The following is a 19,464-nucleotide window of genomic DNA, read 5'->3' on the forward strand; positions in this document are numbered from 1 at the left end:
GACAAAAGTAGGTGCTAATTAAATATTAAGCAGTATTGATTTTTGAATAAAAACTTCAAAATAAATTTCTTCCTAATGTTCGGAATGCTTATTTTGGCATTAATTACTTTAGAGATATGATAAATAACAGTTCAAACAATAATGTAGAATACATCAAGCAAGTGTATCATCAACCATTGATGCAATTAATACTACAAGCAGCTTCAGTTCATCAACAATATCATACAGTAGGAGAAGTGCAAGTGTGTACGCTTTTATCTGTGAAAACTGGTGGTTGTCCAGAAGATTGTGCTTATTGTCCACAAGCAGCAAGATATCAAACAGGTGTTGGTGTTCACAAATTGTTAGATGTAAATACAGTAATTGATAAAGCAAAAGAAGCAAAAGATAATGGTTCAACCAGATTTTGCATGGGTGCAGCGTGGAGAGAAGTTAGAGAGAATAGAGATTTTGACAAAGTGATTGAAATGGTAAAAGGCGTAAACGACTTAGGTTTAGAAGTCTGCTGTACGATGGGAATGCTTACGGAAAATCAAGCCGAGCGATTAAAAGAAGCTGGCTTATATGCATATAATCACAACTTAGATACAGATGAAGAAAACTACGATAAAATCATTACTACAAGAAACTATGAAGACCGATTAAATACCATTGGCAATGTTCGCAAAGCTGGTATTAGTGTTTGTAGTGGTGGAATTATTGGCTTAGGCGAAAACGATGATGCACGAATTAATATGATTCATACTTTAGCTAACTTAGAACAATATCCTGAATCTGTGCCAATTAACGCTTTGGTGGCTGTAAAAGGAACGCCATTAGAAGGAATGCAAAAAGTACCAGTTTGGGATATGCTTAGAATGATTGCTACTGTTCGTATTGTTATGCCAACTACACAAGTACGACTGTCTGCTGGACGAATGGATATGTCTATGGCAGAACAAGCATTGTGTTTTATGGCTGGTGCAAATTCAATTTTTGCAGGAGATAAGCTCTTAACTACACCAAATCCAGATTATAACGACGACCAACTTATGTTTGATATACTCGGACTACAACCAAGAGCATCATTTAAAGAAGAACCAGTAGTAGAAGAGGTGTAATTTTAATTAATAGAATGATACCAATCAATAAAAATACACTTAAAAACTATAAATTTATTGACCTATTTGCAGGTATCGGTGGATTTCATTTGGCTTTAGATGCTTTTGGTGCTACTTGCGTTTTTGCTTCGGAATGGGATAAATATGCAGCTAAAACCTATCAAGAAAATTTTAATTTTAAACCATTTGGAAATATTACTAAAATAGTAGAACAAGATATTCCAACACATGATATTTTATGTGCTGGGTTTCCATGTCAAGCATTTTCAATTTCTGGAAAACAAAAAGGTTTTGAAGATACACGAGGTACTCTATTTTTTGATATAGCAAGAATTGTAAATTATCACCAACCTAAAGTTTTATTTTTAGAAAATGTAAAAAATTTAGTCAAGCACAATTCAGGTAAAACATTAAAAACAATAAAAAATACACTAGAAAGTTTAGATTATAATGTATTTTTAAAAGTATTAAATACTAGTAATTTTGGACTTCCACAAAATAGAGAAAGGGTTTATATTGTAGGATTCCATAATTCAATTAATTCAAGCAACTTTAAATTCCCTATTCCACCAAATCTACAAGTTTGTTTAGAAGATATTTTAGAGGATAAACCAATAAATGCCAAAATAATTGAAAGAAACGATATTGAAATTTATAAAAAGTATGCAATAACAAACTCACTTTTTGAAGATAAAGCGTTAGTGAATAAACCTATTCAAATCGGAAAAGTAAATAAAGGTGGACAAGGCGAACGGATTTATCATACTTTGGGTCATGCTATTACGCTATCTGCTTATGGTGGAGGTATTGGTGCTAAAACTGGTTTGTATTTAATTGAAGACAAAATTAGAAAGTTATCACCAAGAGAATGTGCTAGGTTACAAGGATTTCCAGAAAATTTTATTATTAATTCTTCAAATACACAAGCATATAAACAATTTGGAAATAGTGTTTCTATAAATGTTTTACAGTATATTCTTGTAGAAATAAGCAAAATATTGAAAGCAGATGAAGTGCAGCCGAATATTAAAAAAGTAGAATATGCGTAAAGAACAACTAAAAGGTTCTAAAACAGCAAAAAATGGTTTTGCAAATGAAGATGATATTGTATTTAAGTTTAATAATTGGCAAAAGGATAAAGATGCTCAACAGTGGCTTTTAATAATGGAATATGTCTTAGAAGAGATAGAGTATGTAAAAGCAATTAAATTAAGCGGATATAAAACAGATGTACAAGTTCAAATTACGATTAAACTTAAAGAAGCAATTGATGTCCAAAATATACAAGTAAAGTTAGTAAGCAATCTCAATGGCTTTAATCAAATAGATAAAAGATGGGTAGATAAGTATATAGAAATGTGGAATATACCTATTGAAATAGCTAATTTACTAAAATTATATACTGGAGAAACTAAACCTAATATTTCATATCCAAAAGATAATCGAAGAATGTTTATTAATGAGTTTACTTCAGAAGAACAAGAAGATATACTCAATTGGTTAAATAGCAATAAATCTTTAATCGTATCTGATATTTTAAAAGGTAGAGGTCAATTTTCTGCAGAATGGATGCTAGTTGCTCAAAAAGTTAAAGAAAATCCAAGATGGATTTTAAGACCTATGAATTTTTGTTTAAATCATTTTGGCAACGGAAATATAGAAATTACAAAACAAGGAAATATCAAAATTGGTAGAATTACTATGCAAAGAAAAGGAGGAGACAATGGAAGAGCTACAGCAAATATGTTGCAGTTTAAAATAAATCCAGCAGAGTTATTTGATGACAAATAAACCAAGCAATGAACATCAACCAAAGTATATAATATTATTTAAAACAACGGAAAGAAAATCAATTATTTAGAAAGTTAACTTCAAGTAATGCTCTAGTAGATTTTTTATCAAACGACTATTTCACTTATCGGTTTTTGTCCTCACCAACCGAAATCTATAACAAATAAAAATCAAGCATAAAATCCAACAAAATCTAAGAAAAAGTTGCGTTTTATACCAAAACTTGGTATTTTTGGATTAAATGTAAAGTAATGGCTAAAAATACATCCATTTTATTAGGTGATTATTTTGACAATCTCATAAATGAACAAGTTAAAAGTGGAAAGTTTTCTTCTGCAAGCGAAGTTATACGAACTGCGCTAAGATTATTTGAGTTCGAAGAAACGAAAAAAACAGAATTAATAAACGAACTAAAAAAAGGAGAGCAGTCAGGTTTTGTAAAAGAATTTAATCGAGAAAATTTTCGTAAAGAGCTTCATCAAAAATATGTTGCTGAAAAATGAATTATAAAATAAGCAACGAAGCAAAGCAGGATATTGAAAATATTTGGCACTATACTTTTGAAAATTGGTCATTAGAACAAGCAGAACGATATCTTGATTTGATAATAGATGAAATAGAATATATTGCCAAGCAACCATATTACGGAAAAGATTGTAGTGATATAAGAAAAGGATATTTAAAGAGTCGAATAAAATCGCATTTTATCTTTTATAAAATCAATGAGAAGCAGAATGAAGTAGAAATTATTAGAATTTTACATCAAAGCATGGAGGTTGAAAATAGATTAGCTGATTAACGAAATTTTGGAAACAGCCATGTCAAGTGTTTTCAATTGACATTCGGTGTCTTCACCAACAGAAATAGCAAAAACCAAGCAATGAACATCAACCAAAGAATACAATATTATTTAGAACAACGGAAAGAAAATCAATTATTTAGAAAGTTAACTTCAAGTAATACGCTAGTAGATTTTTCTTCAAACGACTATCTAGGTTTTGCTAAATCAGCTTGGATAAAACAACAAATGGAGCAAGATGTAAAATTACTACAACAAATTGGTTCAACTGGTTCTCGTTTACTCAATGGCAATCATACAATTATAGAAGCATTAGAACAGCAAATTGCCAATTTTCATTATGCAGAAGCTGCCTTGTTTTTTAATTCTGGTTACAATGCCAATGTTGGGTTAATTAGCACAGTTGCAAGAAAAGAAGACATTATCATTTACGATGAAAAAGTGCATGCATCTATTCATGTTGGAATGCAATTGAGTAAAGCAACTTTAATTCCATTTAAACACAATAACTTAAATGATTTAAGTGAACAATTACTTCAAGTAAAAACCAATGGTGTTGTATTTGTTATAGTAGAAACAATGTATTCTATGGATGGCGATATTGCTGACTTAAAAACTATTGCTCAGCTTTGTAAACAATATCAAGCGAACTTAATTATTGATGAAGCACACAGCATAGGTTTATTTGGCGAAAAGGGCAGAGGTTTAGCAAATGAACAAGGTGTAGAGCAAGATTGCTTTGCTAGAGTATATACTTATGGAAAAGCATTAGGAAGTCATGGTGCAGCAGTAGCAGGAAGCCAAGATTTACAAGACTACTTAATCAATTTTGCAAAGCCATTTATCTATTCAACAGCACCTTTATTGCTAGATTTTTTGAGCGTGAAACATAGTTATAATTTTTTGCAACAAAATAAAAATCAATTGATTAAGTTGAATTGTTTAATTAATTACTTTAAAGAAAAAATCAAAACACAAAATGTAGTAAAAAACATAAAAGGCATTGGTCCAATTTTTCTATTCATGTTTAATTCTGTCGAAGCAACAAAAAAAACAGCTTCATTTTTACAAGCACAAGGTTTAGATTGTAGAGCCATTGTTTATCCAACAGTAGCACAAAACGAACCAAGAATTAGAATTGTACTACACAGTTATAACACTACACAAGAAATAGATCAATTGATTGAGTTAATTACTAGTCAGTTGCAATTACAATAAAAGCACTACTATCTTCGGAACAAATATTACAAGTGCAATAATTAATGCAGTAAAAGTGGCTAATACAACAGCCAATGCTGCAATGTCTTTAATGTATTTAATATCAGCATCGTAAGTAACCGAAATTTTATCACAGGTTTTTTCAATAGCAGTATTGAGTATTTCGGTAATCATTACTAGTGCAATACAAAAAAAGACCAAGCACCATTCAAAACCACTAATTCTAAATATTATCGAAAAAATGATAACCACTATCGCAGAAACAACTTGTATTCTAAAATTGTGTTCTGTCTTTATAATGCTTTTAAAACCATCAAAAGCATATTTAAAACTCTTAAACTGTTTCAGAATAGAAAACTGTTGTTCGTCTTTTTTATCAAGCATTTATACCTAAATATACACCAAAAAAGTGACTTAAACTACCTATAAAAACAAACACATGCCAAACTGCATGATGATATCTATAACCTTTCCATGCGTAAAAAATCACACCAAATAAGTATGAAAATCCACCGATAAAAATCAACCAAAGCGAAACATTAGGCACATAAGTAAACATATGCTTTGCTAAAAATAAGCCCATACATCCTAAAAAAATATACAAAAGCGTAGACAGCGTATCGTATTTTCCTGTTAAAAATATTTTTTTAATGATGCCAAGTGCTACAATCGACCACAATACAATTAAGAACGGAAAGGAAATGCGATTAGGAAAAAACAAAAACATAAAAGCAGAATAACTTCCTGCAATTAAAAAGTAAATGCTAATATGGTCAAAAATGCGTAAAATTCTTTTCGTCTTCACATGAAAAATAGCATGATAAAAAGTAGATGAAGTATAAACACTAAACAAACCAAATGCAAACAAACTAATACCAACCAATTTCCAATTGATGAATTGATGATTAACTGCTTTCACAATTAAAATCGGAATCATCACCAAAAAGGCAATCAACGGAATACCATGAGTAATCGTATTAGCAATTTCTTTTTTTGTTTCCAACTTCATCTTTATAAAGATAAGTAATATTATTTCAGAAATAGAACTTGCTCGTAAAACTAGTGTTATGATATTAAAAAATTATAGCATTTAATGTGTAATTTAATTGACTAAATTTATATTTTAGCATTATGTCTGAATACTTATTTACCTACGGCACACTTAGAGCAAAAAGAGATGATGGCATAGCGAAGTACTTAGCAGAAAATAGTACACTCGTTGATTTAGGAAAACTAGTTGGTGCTCAAATATATACGATTAATTGGTATCCTGGATTAATTAAAACCAACGATAAATCGCATGTAGTTTATGGCGATATTTTTATGATTCACAATCAAGATGAAGTATTTAAAAAACTAGATGAATACGAAGGAATTGATATTGGTTTGAAACCTTTTGAATACAAAAGAGAGTTAGTAGAGATAATATCTACTAAACAAAATGTAATGTGCTGGGCGTATTTTTATAATTGGGATTTACCTAAAAATGCAAAATTAATTAACTCGGGTGATTTTTTAAATCCATGATAAATGAAATATGTTGTTTTTATATTATTTTTAATAACTATTACTACTGTAGTAGCACAAAATAACTTAAATCAATATAGTTTATATTTAAATAGCGATAAAGATATTCTGCAACTAAAGCAATTTAAATCTAAATATTCGTCATTCCGTAATTTCGAGGAACGAGAAATATACGGAATCCGTAATTCTATAATAATATTAGATGCCTACTTTCCTAAGAAAGAAGATGCTTTATATAGCCATAATTTTCATGAAGCAATAAAAGAATATTCAATAGCTCAATATAATTTACTGTCTGAAAATTCCTTAGTGATAAAAAATGATACCATGTCATTTAAAGTTCCACAATTTAAACAAGGATTTTTTTGCAACTTTGAAGATAATATTCAGAAAAAGAAAATACCTTTAAACTTTCAATTAGGTAATCAAAAATACTAATAATGGCAGAAGATATATTAAATATGGATATCAATTTTGAAGATTACTTTAATCAAACAGCAATTGATATTATCAATAAAATAGAAGGAAACGAGCAAGCCGATTGGGGAATTATGACAGCACATCACATGATAGAACACTTACAATTAGTTTTTCAATTTGTATTACCAGAACACGAAATGCCAATTCTATTAAGTGGTGAAAAGTTAGAACGACAAAGGAATTTTTTATATAGCGAATTGCCTTTGATGAAAAATTTCAAACCACCTTTTTTACCAAAAGAAGAACTATTGCCATTAAAAACAAATACTATAGATGAAGCCAAAGAAGCATTAATCAGTACAATACATTTATTTTTATCGACCATACAAGCAACAGATTTTACAACAGCCAATCATCCTTTTTTCGGAAAACTAAATACCAAAGAATGGATGCTGTTTCAGTACAAACACACCATACATCATTTTAAACAATTTAATCTAATATAAGTATGTCTAAGTTAGTTCCAACTATTGAAGGAATAGAAGATGCAGCACTAAAATTAAATGGAATAATAGAACCAACGCCATTGCAATTTAATAAAAATCTATCAGAGTTATATGATGCTAATATATATGTAAAGAGAGAAGATTTACAAATAGTTCGTTCGTATAAAATTAGAGGTGCTTATAATTTTATTTGTAGATTAAATAAAGCACAAAAAAAGAATGGTGTTATTTGTGCTAGTGCAGGCAATCATGCACAAGGTTTTGCTTATTCGTGTTACTTACTAAAGATAAAAGGAACTGTAGTAATGCCAATGACTACGCCAAAACAAAAAGTAAGTGCTGTACAACGAATAGGAAAGGAGTTTATTACCGTAGAACTTTTTGGCGATACTTACGATGATGCTAAAAGTTTTGCAGATAAAATGGCTCAAAAAAATAATGCTACACTTGTGCCACCATTTAATCATGCTTTGATTATGGAAGGACAAGGAACTGTTGCTTTAGAAATGTTACAACAGTTAGGCAAAAAGAAAGTAGATGCTGTAGTAGTGCCAATTGGTGGTGGTGGTTTAGCCAGTGGTATGATGACTTATTTAGAAAAGTATGCACCAAATACAACTATTTATGGTGCAGAACCTTTAGGTGCACCAGCAATGTACGAATCAATTCAAAAAAATAAATTAATAAAATTAAAACATATAGATAAATTTGTTGATGGTGCAGCTGTAAAAGAAGTCGGTGACTTAAGTTTTAGTTTACTAAAAAATAAATTAAAAGAAGTAGTATTAGTTCCAGAAGGCAAAGTTTGTACTACTATTTTACAACTGTATAATAGAGATGCCATTATTGCAGAACCAGCAGGAGCATTGTCTGTTGCTGCACTCGATTTAATTAAAGACGAAATTAAAGGTAAAACCATAGTTTGTGTAATTAGTGGAGGCAATAACGATATTGAGAGAATGCCAGAAATTAAAGAGAAGTCTTTATTGTATGAAGGATTGAAGCACTATTTCATCATCAAATTTCCGCAACGCTCTGGAGCATTAAAACAGTTTGTAAATAAAGTACTAGGACCAAATGACGATATTACTTTGTTTGAATATACGAAGAAGAACACCAAAGAAAGTGGACCAGCATTGGTTGGTGTAGAATTGAAGAACAAAGAAGATTATAATGGTTTAGTTGACAGAATGAAAAAATACAATGTAGACTTTACTAACTTAAACGAAGACCCAATTCTATTTAACTTTTTGGTGTAGACGAAAGTAAATTTGATTTAATTGTTTATTCTAAATAAATAATAATAAACCGTCCATTGCGAAATTTTGAGAAGTAGGAACAAAATTGTGGCAATTTGTGCTGTCGGGAGTTTTCTCCCGACAATTTATAAATACTGTTAATAGAACATAGGAATCTGTTGGAAGGAAACTTCCAACAGCACAGAAAATAATTTCCATCAGAGTTACTCGATAGAGAACTCTGATGGGTGAGATGCTACCGTAAACTATACCAAGTACTACACAAAAATACCAAAGCCAAAATATGGTAATGTACTGAAAAATAGTTGGTGCATTTGACAAAAATAATGTTTAGCTTTCTCCAGTTAATCTGAAGAGGATAAAAGCACTGGTGGAGACCAACTTTTTAGCAATAGGATTAATGTATATACAAAAAATGGGTTGATAGATAACTATCAACCTTTTTCATTTTTTGGTATACTTGATGGCTAAAAAAACTCTATTTTTCATTAGATAAATACACATACCATTTGATGAAATTTATTCTATTTTTTAAAGTCAAACCTCTGTGCAAATCAAGATGATTTTTTAGATGGCTAAAATAACCTTCAATTCCATTTGTTGTTCTTGGTATTTTTGGATTTTCTAAATAGTGAAACATATTAGGCAATGCTCTTTTTATTGAGAAGTAGGATCTTCTTAGTAGTTTATGAGTATACCAATACCTTCTAGTTTCTAAGTTAATAGTCTTTTCATTAAGATAGTCTTTGTGTCTTTCATACCATAGCTTTAACTCTCTTGTCCACCATATTTTATCATTCTGTGTTTCTATTTTGAGTAATAGCAAAATATGTTTTCTAAGTTCTTGTCCTGCTATGTGTTTAGGGTATTTAGTAAGCCATAGTAAGCACATTCGTTGAATATGTACCAAGCATCTTTGTATAACTATATTACTGTCAGTATGTTTAATTGCTTTTAATATACTTTTAGCACCATCTGAGGTAATACTTTCTAATTTAATGCCTAAGTGTATTAAATTACTTAAATCTTCCTTAATCTCTTCAAAATGCTCTCCATCTGAAAAACGGATAAGTTGTGTATAGCCATCAAGATTATCTTGATAAGCTATTAAACAGAACTGTGCAAAATAAGTACCGTCCACTCTAAGATTAACTTGTTCTCTTTTTATGATTTTAACCGTGGGCGAACGCTCTAAAATTTTATAAAAGGTTCTTTGTAAGGTGTCTTTTGAATAACCACTATCTCTACATAATGTGTTGTAGGTTTGTCTTTCTATTATCCATTTCTTGAACCATATGAATCGGTTCTTTATTTTTTGTTCTGGTCTATTCCTTGTGAATAATATGCCACAGTTTTTACACTTAAATCTTTGCTTGTTTTGTTGTTTGCCCCAGCATATTACATCTAAACTACTACAGCTCCAACATCGCTTTTTTTTGCCATTTTTTAACAAAGAAAATATTTTATGAAATACATTTCATAAAATATCTAGTTTAACCTTTATTTATAGTACTCTTGATACAATACACCAACTATTTTTCAGTATTATGCCCAAAATATAATTTATATAAATAAGTATATGTAATGCTGTATACTAAGACCGTTGCAAGGCAGTGATAAAAAATAATATAGAATAATGCTAGTAGTTATACTATAATTTAGTATATTAGAGTTATGAAAATAAATAAGCCACTCACATTAGCAGACAGTATATGCGATACACGCGTAAAGAAAGTTAAACAAGTTTTCTTTACACAAATTAACCAGTTAATAGATTGGCAACAAATTAGTACAGTAATAGATAAGTATTACACCAAAGGCACAAGTGCAACAGGCAAGCCAAGTTATGATGGATTGTTATTATTCAAAATCTGTTTACTACAAACATGGTACGGACTAAGTGATTACGAAGTAGAAGACAGAATAAATGACAGCCTCTCCTTTAGTTCTTTCTTAGAATTAACCATAGACCAAACCTCACCAGACCATAGTACCATAAGCAGATTTAGAACAGCAATGACAGGAGCAGGAGCATATGATGAATTATTAAAAAGCATAAACAAACAATTAGAACAACATCAAATACTAGTAAAGACAGGAGCTATAGTAGATGCCAGTATAGTAGAAACACCATTAAAACCCAAAGGAAAAAGTAATTATGAGCTTGAAGCACAACAACAACAACAAGAGCAATCACAAGAAGTACCAACAAAGACGGTAGAAAAAAAATACAGTACAAGTGTAGACATAGAAGCAGCATGGATAAAGAGAGGCAAACAACTAAAATATGGCTATAAGAAACACTATGTAACAGACAACGAAGGATTAGTATTAGGCGTATTAACCACCAAAGCAAGTGTAAATGAAATTAGTAATCTAGAAACGGTATTAAAAACAGCAGACTTACCAAAAGACATAGCAGTAAAAGCAGACAAAGGTTATCAATCAGAGAAGAATAATGAATTGTTAAAGACATTAGGATTAAAAAATAACATATTAAAAAAAGCAACTAAAAATAAAGCATTAACACAAGCCCAAACAGATTATAACAAACTAATAAGCAAAACCAGATATAAAATAGAACGCACTTTTGGCAGTATAAAAAGATGGTTTAACGGCGGTATAGCAAGATACAGAGGCATAGCCAAGATGCACACACAAAACATAATGGAAGCCATAGCATATAATTTATACAGAAGTCCAGGGATACTTATGTCCAAAGCATAAAAAAGCGAAGAAAAGTAAAAAAAAAGAGTACTAAACAAACAAAAATCAATCAAAAAAGATAAAAAATAACAAAATAAGCCAATAAAACAAACAAATTAAAATATAACAAATATAAACTAATGAATATAATAAATAAAAAACAAAAATTTCACCTTTTGCAACGGTCTCATACTTATAATTTTTAGCATTTTTTACCCAGTTGTGCAACGGTCACCATTGTTGCCTGTAGTACTTTTATGTAAAATATTCAGTTAATAAATGGCTTGCGTGCTTGTTTACAAATTTATTCACGGCTTTACTTTCGTGTTTTTCCAATGCGTCATATTCAGCTCGGTTTTCTTTGAGAAAGTCTGTTAGAATATCCTTGTTGAACATTCCTAATATTCGTCCATAGTCTTTTTTTGGGTTCACTTCGCCAATTTTACTAATCACATTATTCAGTCGATTTGCAGAAATGTACTTGTAAGCCTCTTGGCAAAGATTTTCCGCCTCTTCGCTCAACTCTTCGTCATCGTGCAAAATCTGTCGCAATATATCTTTGTCGATATAGTTATTGTTTTCAGACCAATCCTCGTTTTTGTTCTTGATTAGTATTCTCGAACCACTATTAAAGAACAAAGGTCTTACAGGTCGAATAACAACACCTTCGCAAATGTTGCCGTCAATTTCTGGTAACCCAAATTTAGCAGGTAAAGTACTTTTAAATCTATTTGGATATTCCAAGCATTCGTTTAAACTGCCTTTAAAAAGAGTATCTGCGTAAATAAATCCAAATTTTTCAAAAAGTTCATTTGTCTTTTGTACATCAAGATATTCCTCGCCATTTATTAGTATGTCAAATGCGAAAAACTCATTTTCTGGGTTGTAATAAATTCCTCTCTGCACCAATTTAGCATCTTTGCTAATCGGCACATCTTTGTGAGGGTAACCACCACCAATTAATTCGCCAAAAACGGTCAGAGTATTTAATTCAAAACCTTTCGAAAGGTTTTGGAATAGTTCAATGACCTTGCTCTTATATATTTCTAGAACGGACTTCGAATTGTAGAAATTTTCGTCATCAGCTATCATTTCGGTTCGTTTTGCTGAAGTTACTTCTTTCCCGTTGGTAATAAAGCTCAAATTCGCACCATGAGTTTTTTCCTGAACAATGTAATCTATTTCGGCAAATCCTCCGTCAAAAATTGATTGTATAAACTCTTTTTGATATGAGTTTTCTATTGAATTGAACTTCTTAAATTCCATTTTATGCTATTATTCTCAATGTTGGTTTGTATTATGGGCAACGGCTAAAAATTTGTGTTGTGGTTGCGTGAGCAAGACGAACTTAACTTACAACAGAACTATTAATTTATAAAATTACGAATATTTTCCAAATCTACCAACCATAACACAAATTTTTTGTTACCACCAGTTTTTTAGTCTGCATATTTATTACTTCGTCCAATGTTACACTCATTGCATAATGTCCGCAAATTATTAAAAACTGTCAAGCCACCTTTTGAGTGAGGAGTAATGTGGTCGATATGTAATTTTATTCCGTCCTTGGGAGTTTTACCACATATTAAACAAGTAGATTTGTCCCGATGAAGGACTTTAAAACGTAATGAAAGAGGAATAGCTCTTTTTGCACGTTGGTCTTTAATTACACTTGGCAACTCTTTTGTCGTCTCAATATTAGTTTCTAATGATTTGAATTCTGAACTGATATTTTTGAAGGAGGGGAACAACTCAATTTCATATCCCTTATTAGCCATAAAATGTCCTTTTAAAATTGAGACAACTAAAAAATCATTGAGAAACTTTTCGGCTGAAGTAGTTAAAAACTCGTTAGTTTTCAAATCAAATATTCCAAATAAAATGTCATTGTTGTCAGTAATGTCGTAACCAAGATTATTGAGAATTTCGGCAAATAAATACTGTTTTAATTTACGATGTGAAATCGCAAGATCTTTATGTCCGTCCAGTTGCTGAGTAAATGTCAATTTGGAAGTTAGTGAAAGTTGACTTGACTCGTCTTTATGTCGTGATAAATTTATTGTAAAAATCATTCCTGTACCTGAATTAGATTCAACATAACTGGCAAGTCTGAAATGTTTATTACCAGAACTTGTTATGTTTTCATAAAGCTGAATATAAAACAAAAGTGTTTGTCCATTTATTACCACTTGAAATTGAAGCTTAAAGTCGAAAAGGTCTTTGCCAGAAAAGTTTGAAAACAGTCCTGACATTGTCCGCTTTGATTTTAATAGAAAGGAACCAACTTTAATAAAGTCGTTTTTTAATGTCACCGTCTTTACTTTATTGGCAAAGTCAGTCAGTTCTTTTTTGGTCAGGTCTGTCGTCATAAAAATTGGTGGTAACGTAGGGCGGATTTGCGAAGTCCTGAAGCGTGTAACGAAGTTACACAAAGCGAAAGGATTTTGCAAATCCGCTGATGTGTTGAAGGTCGTAGCGACAGCGAAGACCGTTCGACGCATCAGCGGATGTAATCCGCCCTACGATGTGCAAAAGACGCAGCGGTAGCGGAGACTTTTGCACATCACCCAAATATACGCAATAAAATAACTTGCGTATATTTTTTTGCTAAAAATATTTTTTGTTTATAATGTTTTTATTCTCAATACTATATAAAAGATATGTTTTTGCGTATTTTAAATATATTCCATTGCCTGTTTGCTACTTTATTAGTGGGAAATACTTAGAATACGCAATATGCTTTGGTAGAAATATAGCATGAAGATGACTTCATACTATACTGAAGATGGCTTCATACTATACTGAAGATGGCTTCATACTATACTGAAGATGACTTCATACTATACTGAAGATGCTTCATGCTATACTGAAGATGCTTCATACTATACTGAAGATGACTTCATACTATACTGAAGATGACTTCATACTATACTGAAGATGACTTCATACTATACTGAAGATGACTTCATACCATACTGAAGATAACTTCATACTATACTGAAGACAACTCAATCATTTTAGATTCCGTATATTTTTTGTTCCTCAAAATTACGGAAGGGTGGCAGTTTATTAAGTAAAGTGTTTTTTGATTTAGGAGATACTTTGTTCGTTTCCTCATTCAGTATAGGCAGTTGGTGGTAAAGAGTTGCTCTAAGTAAAATGTAATTTAATAAAACCGTCTATTGCAAGATTTTGTGAAGCATGAATAAAATTGTGGCAATCTCCAACTTCAGAATGCTAACAATAGATTTAAGTTAATAGCTATTCTTTTCTACAACCTTAATCTAAAAATACAGATAGTATTTTACTTATTTGTTCGCTTTCTATTAAAAATCCATCGTGTCCGTAAGGTGAGTCGATAACTACAAACTGACTGTGTGGTATAAGTGTTGCTAGTAATCTTTGTTCTTCTAGTGGAAATAAATAATCTGACTCAATACCTAATACTAGTGTTTTGCATTTTACGCGTTCTAATACTTCTAATGCTGTACCTCTACTTCTTGTAATGTTATGATTATCCATGGCTTTACTTAAATACCAATACGAATAAGCATTAAATCGCTTAGCTAATTTTTCGCCTTGATATCGTTGATAAGAACAAGCATTGAAATCTTCTAATTTGCTATTATCATCATCGGCCTGTGTTTTATTATAAGCCACATAGTTTCGATAGGAGATGAGTCCTACACTTCTGGCAGCTTTCATACCATTTAATCCACCATCTGGTCGATTGTCAAAAAACGAAGCATCTGCTTCTATTGCCATTCGCTGACTTTCATTAAAGGCAATTCCCCAAGGTGAGTGCTGAATGTTTGTAGCTCCTAATAAAATATGATCAAAGATATTCGGTTCTTCAATCACCCATTCCAATAATTGTTGTCCACCCATAGAAAATCCACAAGCAAAATGAATTTTATCAATACCAAGATGTGTTCGCAATTTCATTAAAGAATGTACCATATCTCTAACCGTTACAATAGGAAAATCTAAGTAATATGGTTCATTGGTATTTGGATTTATACTTAATGGTCCTGTAGAACCATAGCAAGAACCCAACATATTAGCACATACAATAAAATATTTTTCTGGATTTAAAAACAATCCATCGCCAACCATACCTGGCCACCATTCTGTTGGATTGGAATTAGCAGAAAAAGCATGACATATCCATACTACATTAGATTTATCTTCATTGAGTTTTCCAAAGGTATGATATGCCAATGCCAACTGCTTAAACTCGTAGCCAGATTCTGTAATCAGTGGCTCATTGATGGTTAAAATTTTTGGTTCCAATTAAATACTATTTAAAGCTTGTTCTATATCGTTTTTAATATCTTCAATATTTTCAATACCTACAGAAATTCTAATTGCAGATTTTTCTACACCACTGGTCAATTGTTCTTCATCGGTTAATTGTTGATGTGTAGTAGATGCTGAATGAATAGCGAGTGTTTTAGCATCGCCAACATTAGCTAAGTGACTAATTAATTGTAAATGATTGATGAATGATTTAGCAGCTTCATATCCACCTTTAATATTAAAAGTAAATACAGAACCAAAGCCATGTTGTAAGTATTTTTTAGCCAATTCGTGATAAGGACTATCTACTAAACCTGTGTAGTTTACTTTTTCTACTTTTGGATGATTGCTTAACCATTGAGCCAATGCTAATGCATTTTCATTGTGTCTATCTACTCTTAAAGATAGCGTTTCAACGCCTTGTAGTAATAAGAAAGAATTAAACGGACTAATAGCATTTCCAAAATCTCTAAGTCCTTCTACTCTTGCTCTAATGATAAATGCAATATTGCCAAAAGGACCATTGCTGCCAAATACTTCCCAAAAGTTTAACCCATGATAACCTTCAGATGGTTCAGAAAACTGTGGATATTTACCATTTCCCCAATTGTAATTACCACCATCAACAATAATTCCACCAATAGAAGTACCATGTCCACCAATCCATTTTGTAGCAGATTCTACTACAATATGAGCACCGTGTTTTAATGGTTGAAACATATATCCACCAGCACAAAAAGTATTATCTACAATAATAGGAATATCATATTTTTCAGACAATGCTTTGAATTTTTCCCAATTTGGAACATTACCTCTTGGATTGCCTAAGCTTTCTAAATAAAATGCTTTGGTGTTTTCATCAATCAAAGCTTCGAAAGCATCTGCATCATCGCCATTTGCAAATCTTGCTTCTACGCCTAATCGTTTAAAAGCTACTTTAAACTGATTGTAAGTACCACCATATAAGAAAGAAGTAGATACAAAGTTTTCGCCTGCTTGTAAAATATTGTTTAAAGCTAAAAACTGAGCCGATTGTCCAGAAGCTGTTGCTAAAGCAGCTACGCCACCTTCTAAAGCAGCAATTCTTTTTTCAAAGACATCGGTAGTTGGATTCATGATTCTAGTATAGATATTGCCAAATTCTTTTAATCCGAATAGATTAGCAGCATGGTCGGTATCATTAAACACATAAGAAGATGTTTGATAGATTGGCACTGCACGAGAACCAGTAGTTGGATCAGGAACTTGTCCTGCGTGTAATTGTAGTGTTTCAAATTTTAAGTTGCTCATATTTATTGTTTTTATTTTTATATAAAAAAACCTTCCGTTTTGTAGGAAGGTTATATCAAATCATTTTTTTGTATTTATACTTTATGATAAACCTTCTATAGTTTGGCTACAACAACAACACATTATTTGAAAATTTATCATGGTATAAAAGTATTTATTGGTGATGATATTTCCAAGAAAAAGTGAAAATTAATTTATTCTAGTATAAATGACTTTTTTTGAGTGATTGGGATTGGTAGGAATTTTTAATTAGTATTTACTTTTTTATGTAATAGATACGATTAGAAACAAAAATGCTTTCCGAAAAGGAAAGCATTTTGTATGATGTAATATAAATGATTACTATTTCACTTGATTTACGATTGCTTCGAAAGCAGCAGGATCATTTAAAGCAATATCAGCTAATGCTTTTCTATTTAATTCTACTCCAGCTACTTTTAGCTTGTTCATCAATACAGAATACGACATACCATGCAATCTTGCAGCAGCATTAATTCTGGTAATCCATAAACTTCTAAAATCTCTTTTTTTAAGTTTTCTGCCTGTATAAGCATAACCTAAACCTTTTTCAACAGCATTTTTGGCTACTGTCCATACATTTTTTCTTCTGCCAAAATACCCTTTGGCTTGTTTTAATACTTTTTTCTTTCTTGCTTTTGCAGCAACTGCATTGGTTGACCGTGGCATAACTTTCTATTTTTATTGTTTAACAATTTAATTCAACACCAATAATCTTTTGGCGTTGTCCATATCAGCCGTATGCACTAGGCCTGAATGGGTTAATCTTTTCTTTTGCTTTTTAGTCTTCTTCGTTAAGATATGTCTCTTATAAGCTTTATTTCTTTTTATTTTACCACTTCCGGTAACTTTAAATCTTTTCTTTGCACTAGAGTTTGTCTTTTTCTTTGGCATGACTTCTACTTTATTTATAATCAATAAGTTTTACCTACTTTCAGGTAAAGCGAGTGCAAAGATAGTATTTTATTTTATAAAACTATAATGCTCTAATGTAAATTCATCGTAAAATATTAAATTCTATTGATGCCTTAAAAATCTTTAATTGCATATCACCTCTACATGCTGAATTTATTTCAGCATCTTCTTTAAAAAGGTTAACTATGTAGATTCTGAGACAAGTTTAGAATATAACATCGTAAAATATTTAACGATTAAATGACAATTGCAATCCTTTTTGGCTTTCATCAAAAATACCATTATTATAAGCTAAGTGTCCACTTACAAAAGTATAATTTACTTTTCCTTTTATAGTCTGATTTTCAAAAGGCGACCAAGCACATTGGTATAAAATATTGTCTTTATTTACTTGCCACAATTGATTAATATCTACGATAGCAATATCTGCGAAATAACCTGCTCTTAAATAACCTCTATTGTTAATTTTAAAACATTGAGCAGGAGCATGGCTCATCTTTTCTACAATTTTTTCCAAACTTATTAATCCACGATGATAAAAATCTAACATAATATTTAAACTATGTTGTACCAAAGGAACACCAGATGGAGCTTGCCAATAGTACTGTTGTTTTTCTTCCCAAGTATGTGGAGCATGGTCAGTTGCTATAATATCTAATCGATTATCTAATAACGCTTTCAATAATGCATCTTGATTTTCTTTTGATTTTATGGCAGGATTACATTTAATGAGATTGCCATATTGTGCATAATCATTAGCATTAAAATACAAATGATGTACACATACTTCAGAAGTAATTTTTTTATCACTCAAAGAAAGTGCATTATCAAACAAAGCCAATTCTTTTTCAGTAGAAATATGCAAAATGTGCAGTCTTGTTTGATGTTTCTTGGCTAAATCAACAGCAAAAGAAGAAGATAAATAACACGCTTCATCATCTCTTATAATTGGATGAATTGCTGCTGTAGCACTATCACCTAATTTTTGTTGGTAATAAGCATTTCTTTCTTTTACTCTGTTTTCATTTTCGCAATGTGTAGCAATAAGCATTGGTGTATTAGCAAAAATTTTGCTTAGTGTGTGTTCATTATCTACCAACATATTACCAGTAGAAGAACCCATAAAAATTTTAATACCACAAACTTCTTTGGTCGAAGTACGCATCACTTCATCGTAATTGTCATTACTAACACCCATAAAAAATGAGTAATTAGCCAGTGATGTATTTTTGCCAATTTGGTACTTATCTTCTAGTAGTTGTTGAGTTAAAGCAGGAGGTTTAGTGTTTGGCATTTCCATAAAAGAAGTTGTGCCACCAGCTACTGCTGCTTTGGCTTCGTTATAAATATGTGCTTTATGAGTTAAACCAGGTTCTCTAAAATGCACTTGGTCGTCAATAATTCCAGGAATGACATATTGATTCTGAGCATCAATTATAGTAGCAGTATCGTGTGAAATATCACTATCAATTTTACTAATAATTTGGTCTTCAATTAATATATCTTGCTGTATAATTTTTCCTTCGTTTACTACTTGTCCGTTTTTTATTAAATATCTTTTCATGTTTTTTAGTTCTCAAATTATAGAATAGTCAAAAATAAGGTATAAAAATTTA

General features: G+C 31.1%; 21 protein-coding genes. 11 read left to right on the top strand and 10 right to left on the bottom strand.

Annotation, left to right across the window (positions count from 1 at the left end; genetic code table 11):
- Positions 1-116: 116 nt before the first annotated feature.
- From bioB to H6553_06035, 6 genes are all read left to right on the top strand, one after another.
- On the top strand, positions 117-1,100 hold the full coding sequence (gene bioB, locus H6553_06010) for a biotin synthase BioB (GenBank protein MCB9033372.1): 984 nt from the start codon (positions 117-119) through the stop codon (positions 1,098-1,100).
- A 14-nt stretch (positions 1,101-1,114) separates the two neighbouring features.
- Positions 1,115-2,149, top strand: a complete 1,035-nt coding sequence (dcm, locus tag H6553_06015) for a DNA (cytosine-5-)-methyltransferase (GenBank protein ID MCB9033373.1) — start codon at positions 1,115-1,117, stop codon at positions 2,147-2,149.
- Positions 2,142-2,891: a type II restriction endonuclease gene (locus H6553_06020; protein ID MCB9033374.1), complete on the top strand. Its 750-nt coding sequence runs from the start codon at positions 2,142-2,144 to the stop codon at positions 2,889-2,891. Before dcm ends, H6553_06020 begins: the two co-directional genes overlap by 8 nt.
- A 251-nt stretch (positions 2,892-3,142) precedes the next feature.
- Positions 3,143-3,394 carry a type II toxin-antitoxin system ParD family antitoxin gene (locus H6553_06025; protein ID MCB9033375.1) on the top strand — a complete coding sequence of 84 codons (252 nt, stop codon included), beginning with the start codon at positions 3,143-3,145 and terminating at the stop codon, positions 3,392-3,394.
- Positions 3,391-3,690: a type II toxin-antitoxin system RelE/ParE family toxin gene (locus H6553_06030; GenBank protein MCB9033376.1), complete on the top strand. Its 300-nt coding sequence runs from the start codon at positions 3,391-3,393 to the stop codon at positions 3,688-3,690. The genes H6553_06025 and H6553_06030 overlap by 4 nt, the downstream gene beginning before the upstream one ends.
- 81 nt (positions 3,691-3,771) lie before the next feature.
- Complete coding sequence (locus tag H6553_06035) at positions 3,772-4,908, top strand: pyridoxal phosphate-dependent aminotransferase family protein (protein ID MCB9033377.1); 1,137 nt, start codon at positions 3,772-3,774, stop codon at positions 4,906-4,908.
- Here the strand turns inward: H6553_06035 and H6553_06040 are convergent.
- Together H6553_06040 and H6553_06045 are read right to left on the bottom strand one after the other, a co-directional pair.
- Positions 4,900-5,292 carry a diacylglycerol kinase family protein gene (locus tag H6553_06040; protein ID MCB9033378.1) on the bottom strand — a complete coding sequence of 131 codons (393 nt, stop codon included), beginning with the start codon at positions 5,290-5,292 and terminating at the stop codon, positions 4,900-4,902. The genes H6553_06035 and H6553_06040 overlap by 9 nt on opposite strands.
- Positions 5,285-5,917, bottom strand: coding sequence for a hemolysin III family protein (locus H6553_06045; GenBank protein ID MCB9033379.1), 633 nt, complete (start codon positions 5,915-5,917; stop codon positions 5,285-5,287). Before H6553_06045 ends, H6553_06040 begins: the two co-directional genes overlap by 8 nt.
- A gap of 122 nt (positions 5,918-6,039) precedes the next feature.
- Here H6553_06045 and H6553_06050 point away from each other — a divergent pair, with 122 nt between their 5' ends.
- Genes H6553_06050 through ilvA form a run of 4 tightly spaced genes read left to right on the top strand, consistent with a single transcriptional unit; the run spans position 6,040 to position 8,620 of the window.
- Entirely contained in the window at positions 6,040-6,435 is a 396-nt protein-coding gene (locus H6553_06050; protein ID MCB9033380.1) for a gamma-glutamylcyclotransferase, read from the top strand.
- Between the two features lie 3 nt (positions 6,436-6,438).
- Positions 6,439-6,873: a hypothetical protein gene (locus tag H6553_06055; protein ID MCB9033381.1), complete on the top strand. Its 435-nt coding sequence runs from the start codon at positions 6,439-6,441 to the stop codon at positions 6,871-6,873.
- 2 nt (positions 6,874-6,875) lie between these two features.
- The gene (locus tag H6553_06060) at positions 6,876-7,361 is read left to right on the top strand and encodes a DUF1569 domain-containing protein (GenBank protein ID MCB9033382.1); all 486 of its coding nucleotides are present in this window, start codon (positions 6,876-6,878) and stop codon (positions 7,359-7,361) included.
- Between the two features lie 2 nt (positions 7,362-7,363).
- A complete protein-coding gene (gene ilvA / locus H6553_06065) occupies positions 7,364-8,620 on the top strand; it encodes a threonine ammonia-lyase IlvA (protein MCB9033383.1) in 1,257 nt (418 codons plus the stop codon).
- Between the two features lie 478 nt (positions 8,621-9,098).
- Here ilvA and H6553_06070 read toward each other — a convergent pair whose 3' ends face one another.
- Entirely contained in the window at positions 9,099-10,082 is a 984-nt protein-coding gene (locus tag H6553_06070; protein ID MCB9033384.1) for a transposase, read from the bottom strand.
- A gap of 212 nt (positions 10,083-10,294) precedes the next feature.
- Between H6553_06070 and H6553_06075 the strand changes: the two genes are divergently transcribed.
- A complete protein-coding gene (locus tag H6553_06075) occupies positions 10,295-11,347 on the top strand; it encodes an IS5 family transposase (GenBank protein MCB9033385.1) in 1,053 nt (350 codons plus the stop codon).
- Between the two features lie 234 nt (positions 11,348-11,581).
- Here the strand turns inward: H6553_06075 and H6553_06080 are convergent, their stop codons facing one another.
- The 7 genes from H6553_06080 to H6553_06110 all read right to left on the bottom strand — a co-directional run bounded on the left by H6553_06080 (position 11,582) and on the right by H6553_06110 (position 19,412).
- Positions 11,582-12,592, bottom strand: a complete 1,011-nt coding sequence (locus H6553_06080) for a hypothetical protein (protein MCB9033386.1) — start codon at positions 12,590-12,592, stop codon at positions 11,582-11,584.
- A gap of 173 nt (positions 12,593-12,765) precedes the next feature.
- The gene (locus H6553_06085; GenBank protein MCB9033387.1) at positions 12,766-13,398 is read right to left on the bottom strand and encodes an HNH endonuclease; all 633 of its coding nucleotides are present in this window, start codon (positions 13,396-13,398) and stop codon (positions 12,766-12,768) included.
- A 1,207-nt stretch (positions 13,399-14,605) separates the two neighbouring features.
- Entirely contained in the window at positions 14,606-15,619 is a 1,014-nt protein-coding gene (metX, locus tag H6553_06090) for a homoserine O-acetyltransferase (protein MCB9033388.1), read from the bottom strand.
- Positions 15,620-16,915, bottom strand: coding sequence for an O-acetylhomoserine aminocarboxypropyltransferase/cysteine synthase (locus tag H6553_06095; GenBank protein MCB9033389.1), 1,296 nt, complete (start codon positions 16,913-16,915; stop codon positions 15,620-15,622). It abuts the gene before it with no gap.
- 342 nt (positions 16,916-17,257) lie between these two features.
- Complete coding sequence (rplT, locus tag H6553_06100; GenBank protein MCB9033390.1) at positions 17,258-17,602, bottom strand: 50S ribosomal protein L20; 345 nt, start codon at positions 17,600-17,602, stop codon at positions 17,258-17,260.
- Between the two features lie 27 nt (positions 17,603-17,629).
- Positions 17,630-17,827 carry a 50S ribosomal protein L35 gene (gene rpmI / locus H6553_06105; GenBank protein MCB9033391.1) on the bottom strand — a complete coding sequence of 66 codons (198 nt, stop codon included), beginning with the start codon at positions 17,825-17,827 and terminating at the stop codon, positions 17,630-17,632.
- Positions 17,828-18,077: 250 nt separating this feature from the next.
- Positions 18,078-19,412: a dihydroorotase gene (locus H6553_06110; protein ID MCB9033392.1), complete on the bottom strand. Its 1,335-nt coding sequence runs from the start codon at positions 19,410-19,412 to the stop codon at positions 18,078-18,080.
- Positions 19,413-19,464 lie beyond the last annotated feature (52 nt).

The organism is Chitinophagales bacterium, from assembly GCA_020636535.1.
GTDB lineage: Bacteria > Bacteroidota > Bacteroidia > Chitinophagales > JADIYW01 > JADJSS01.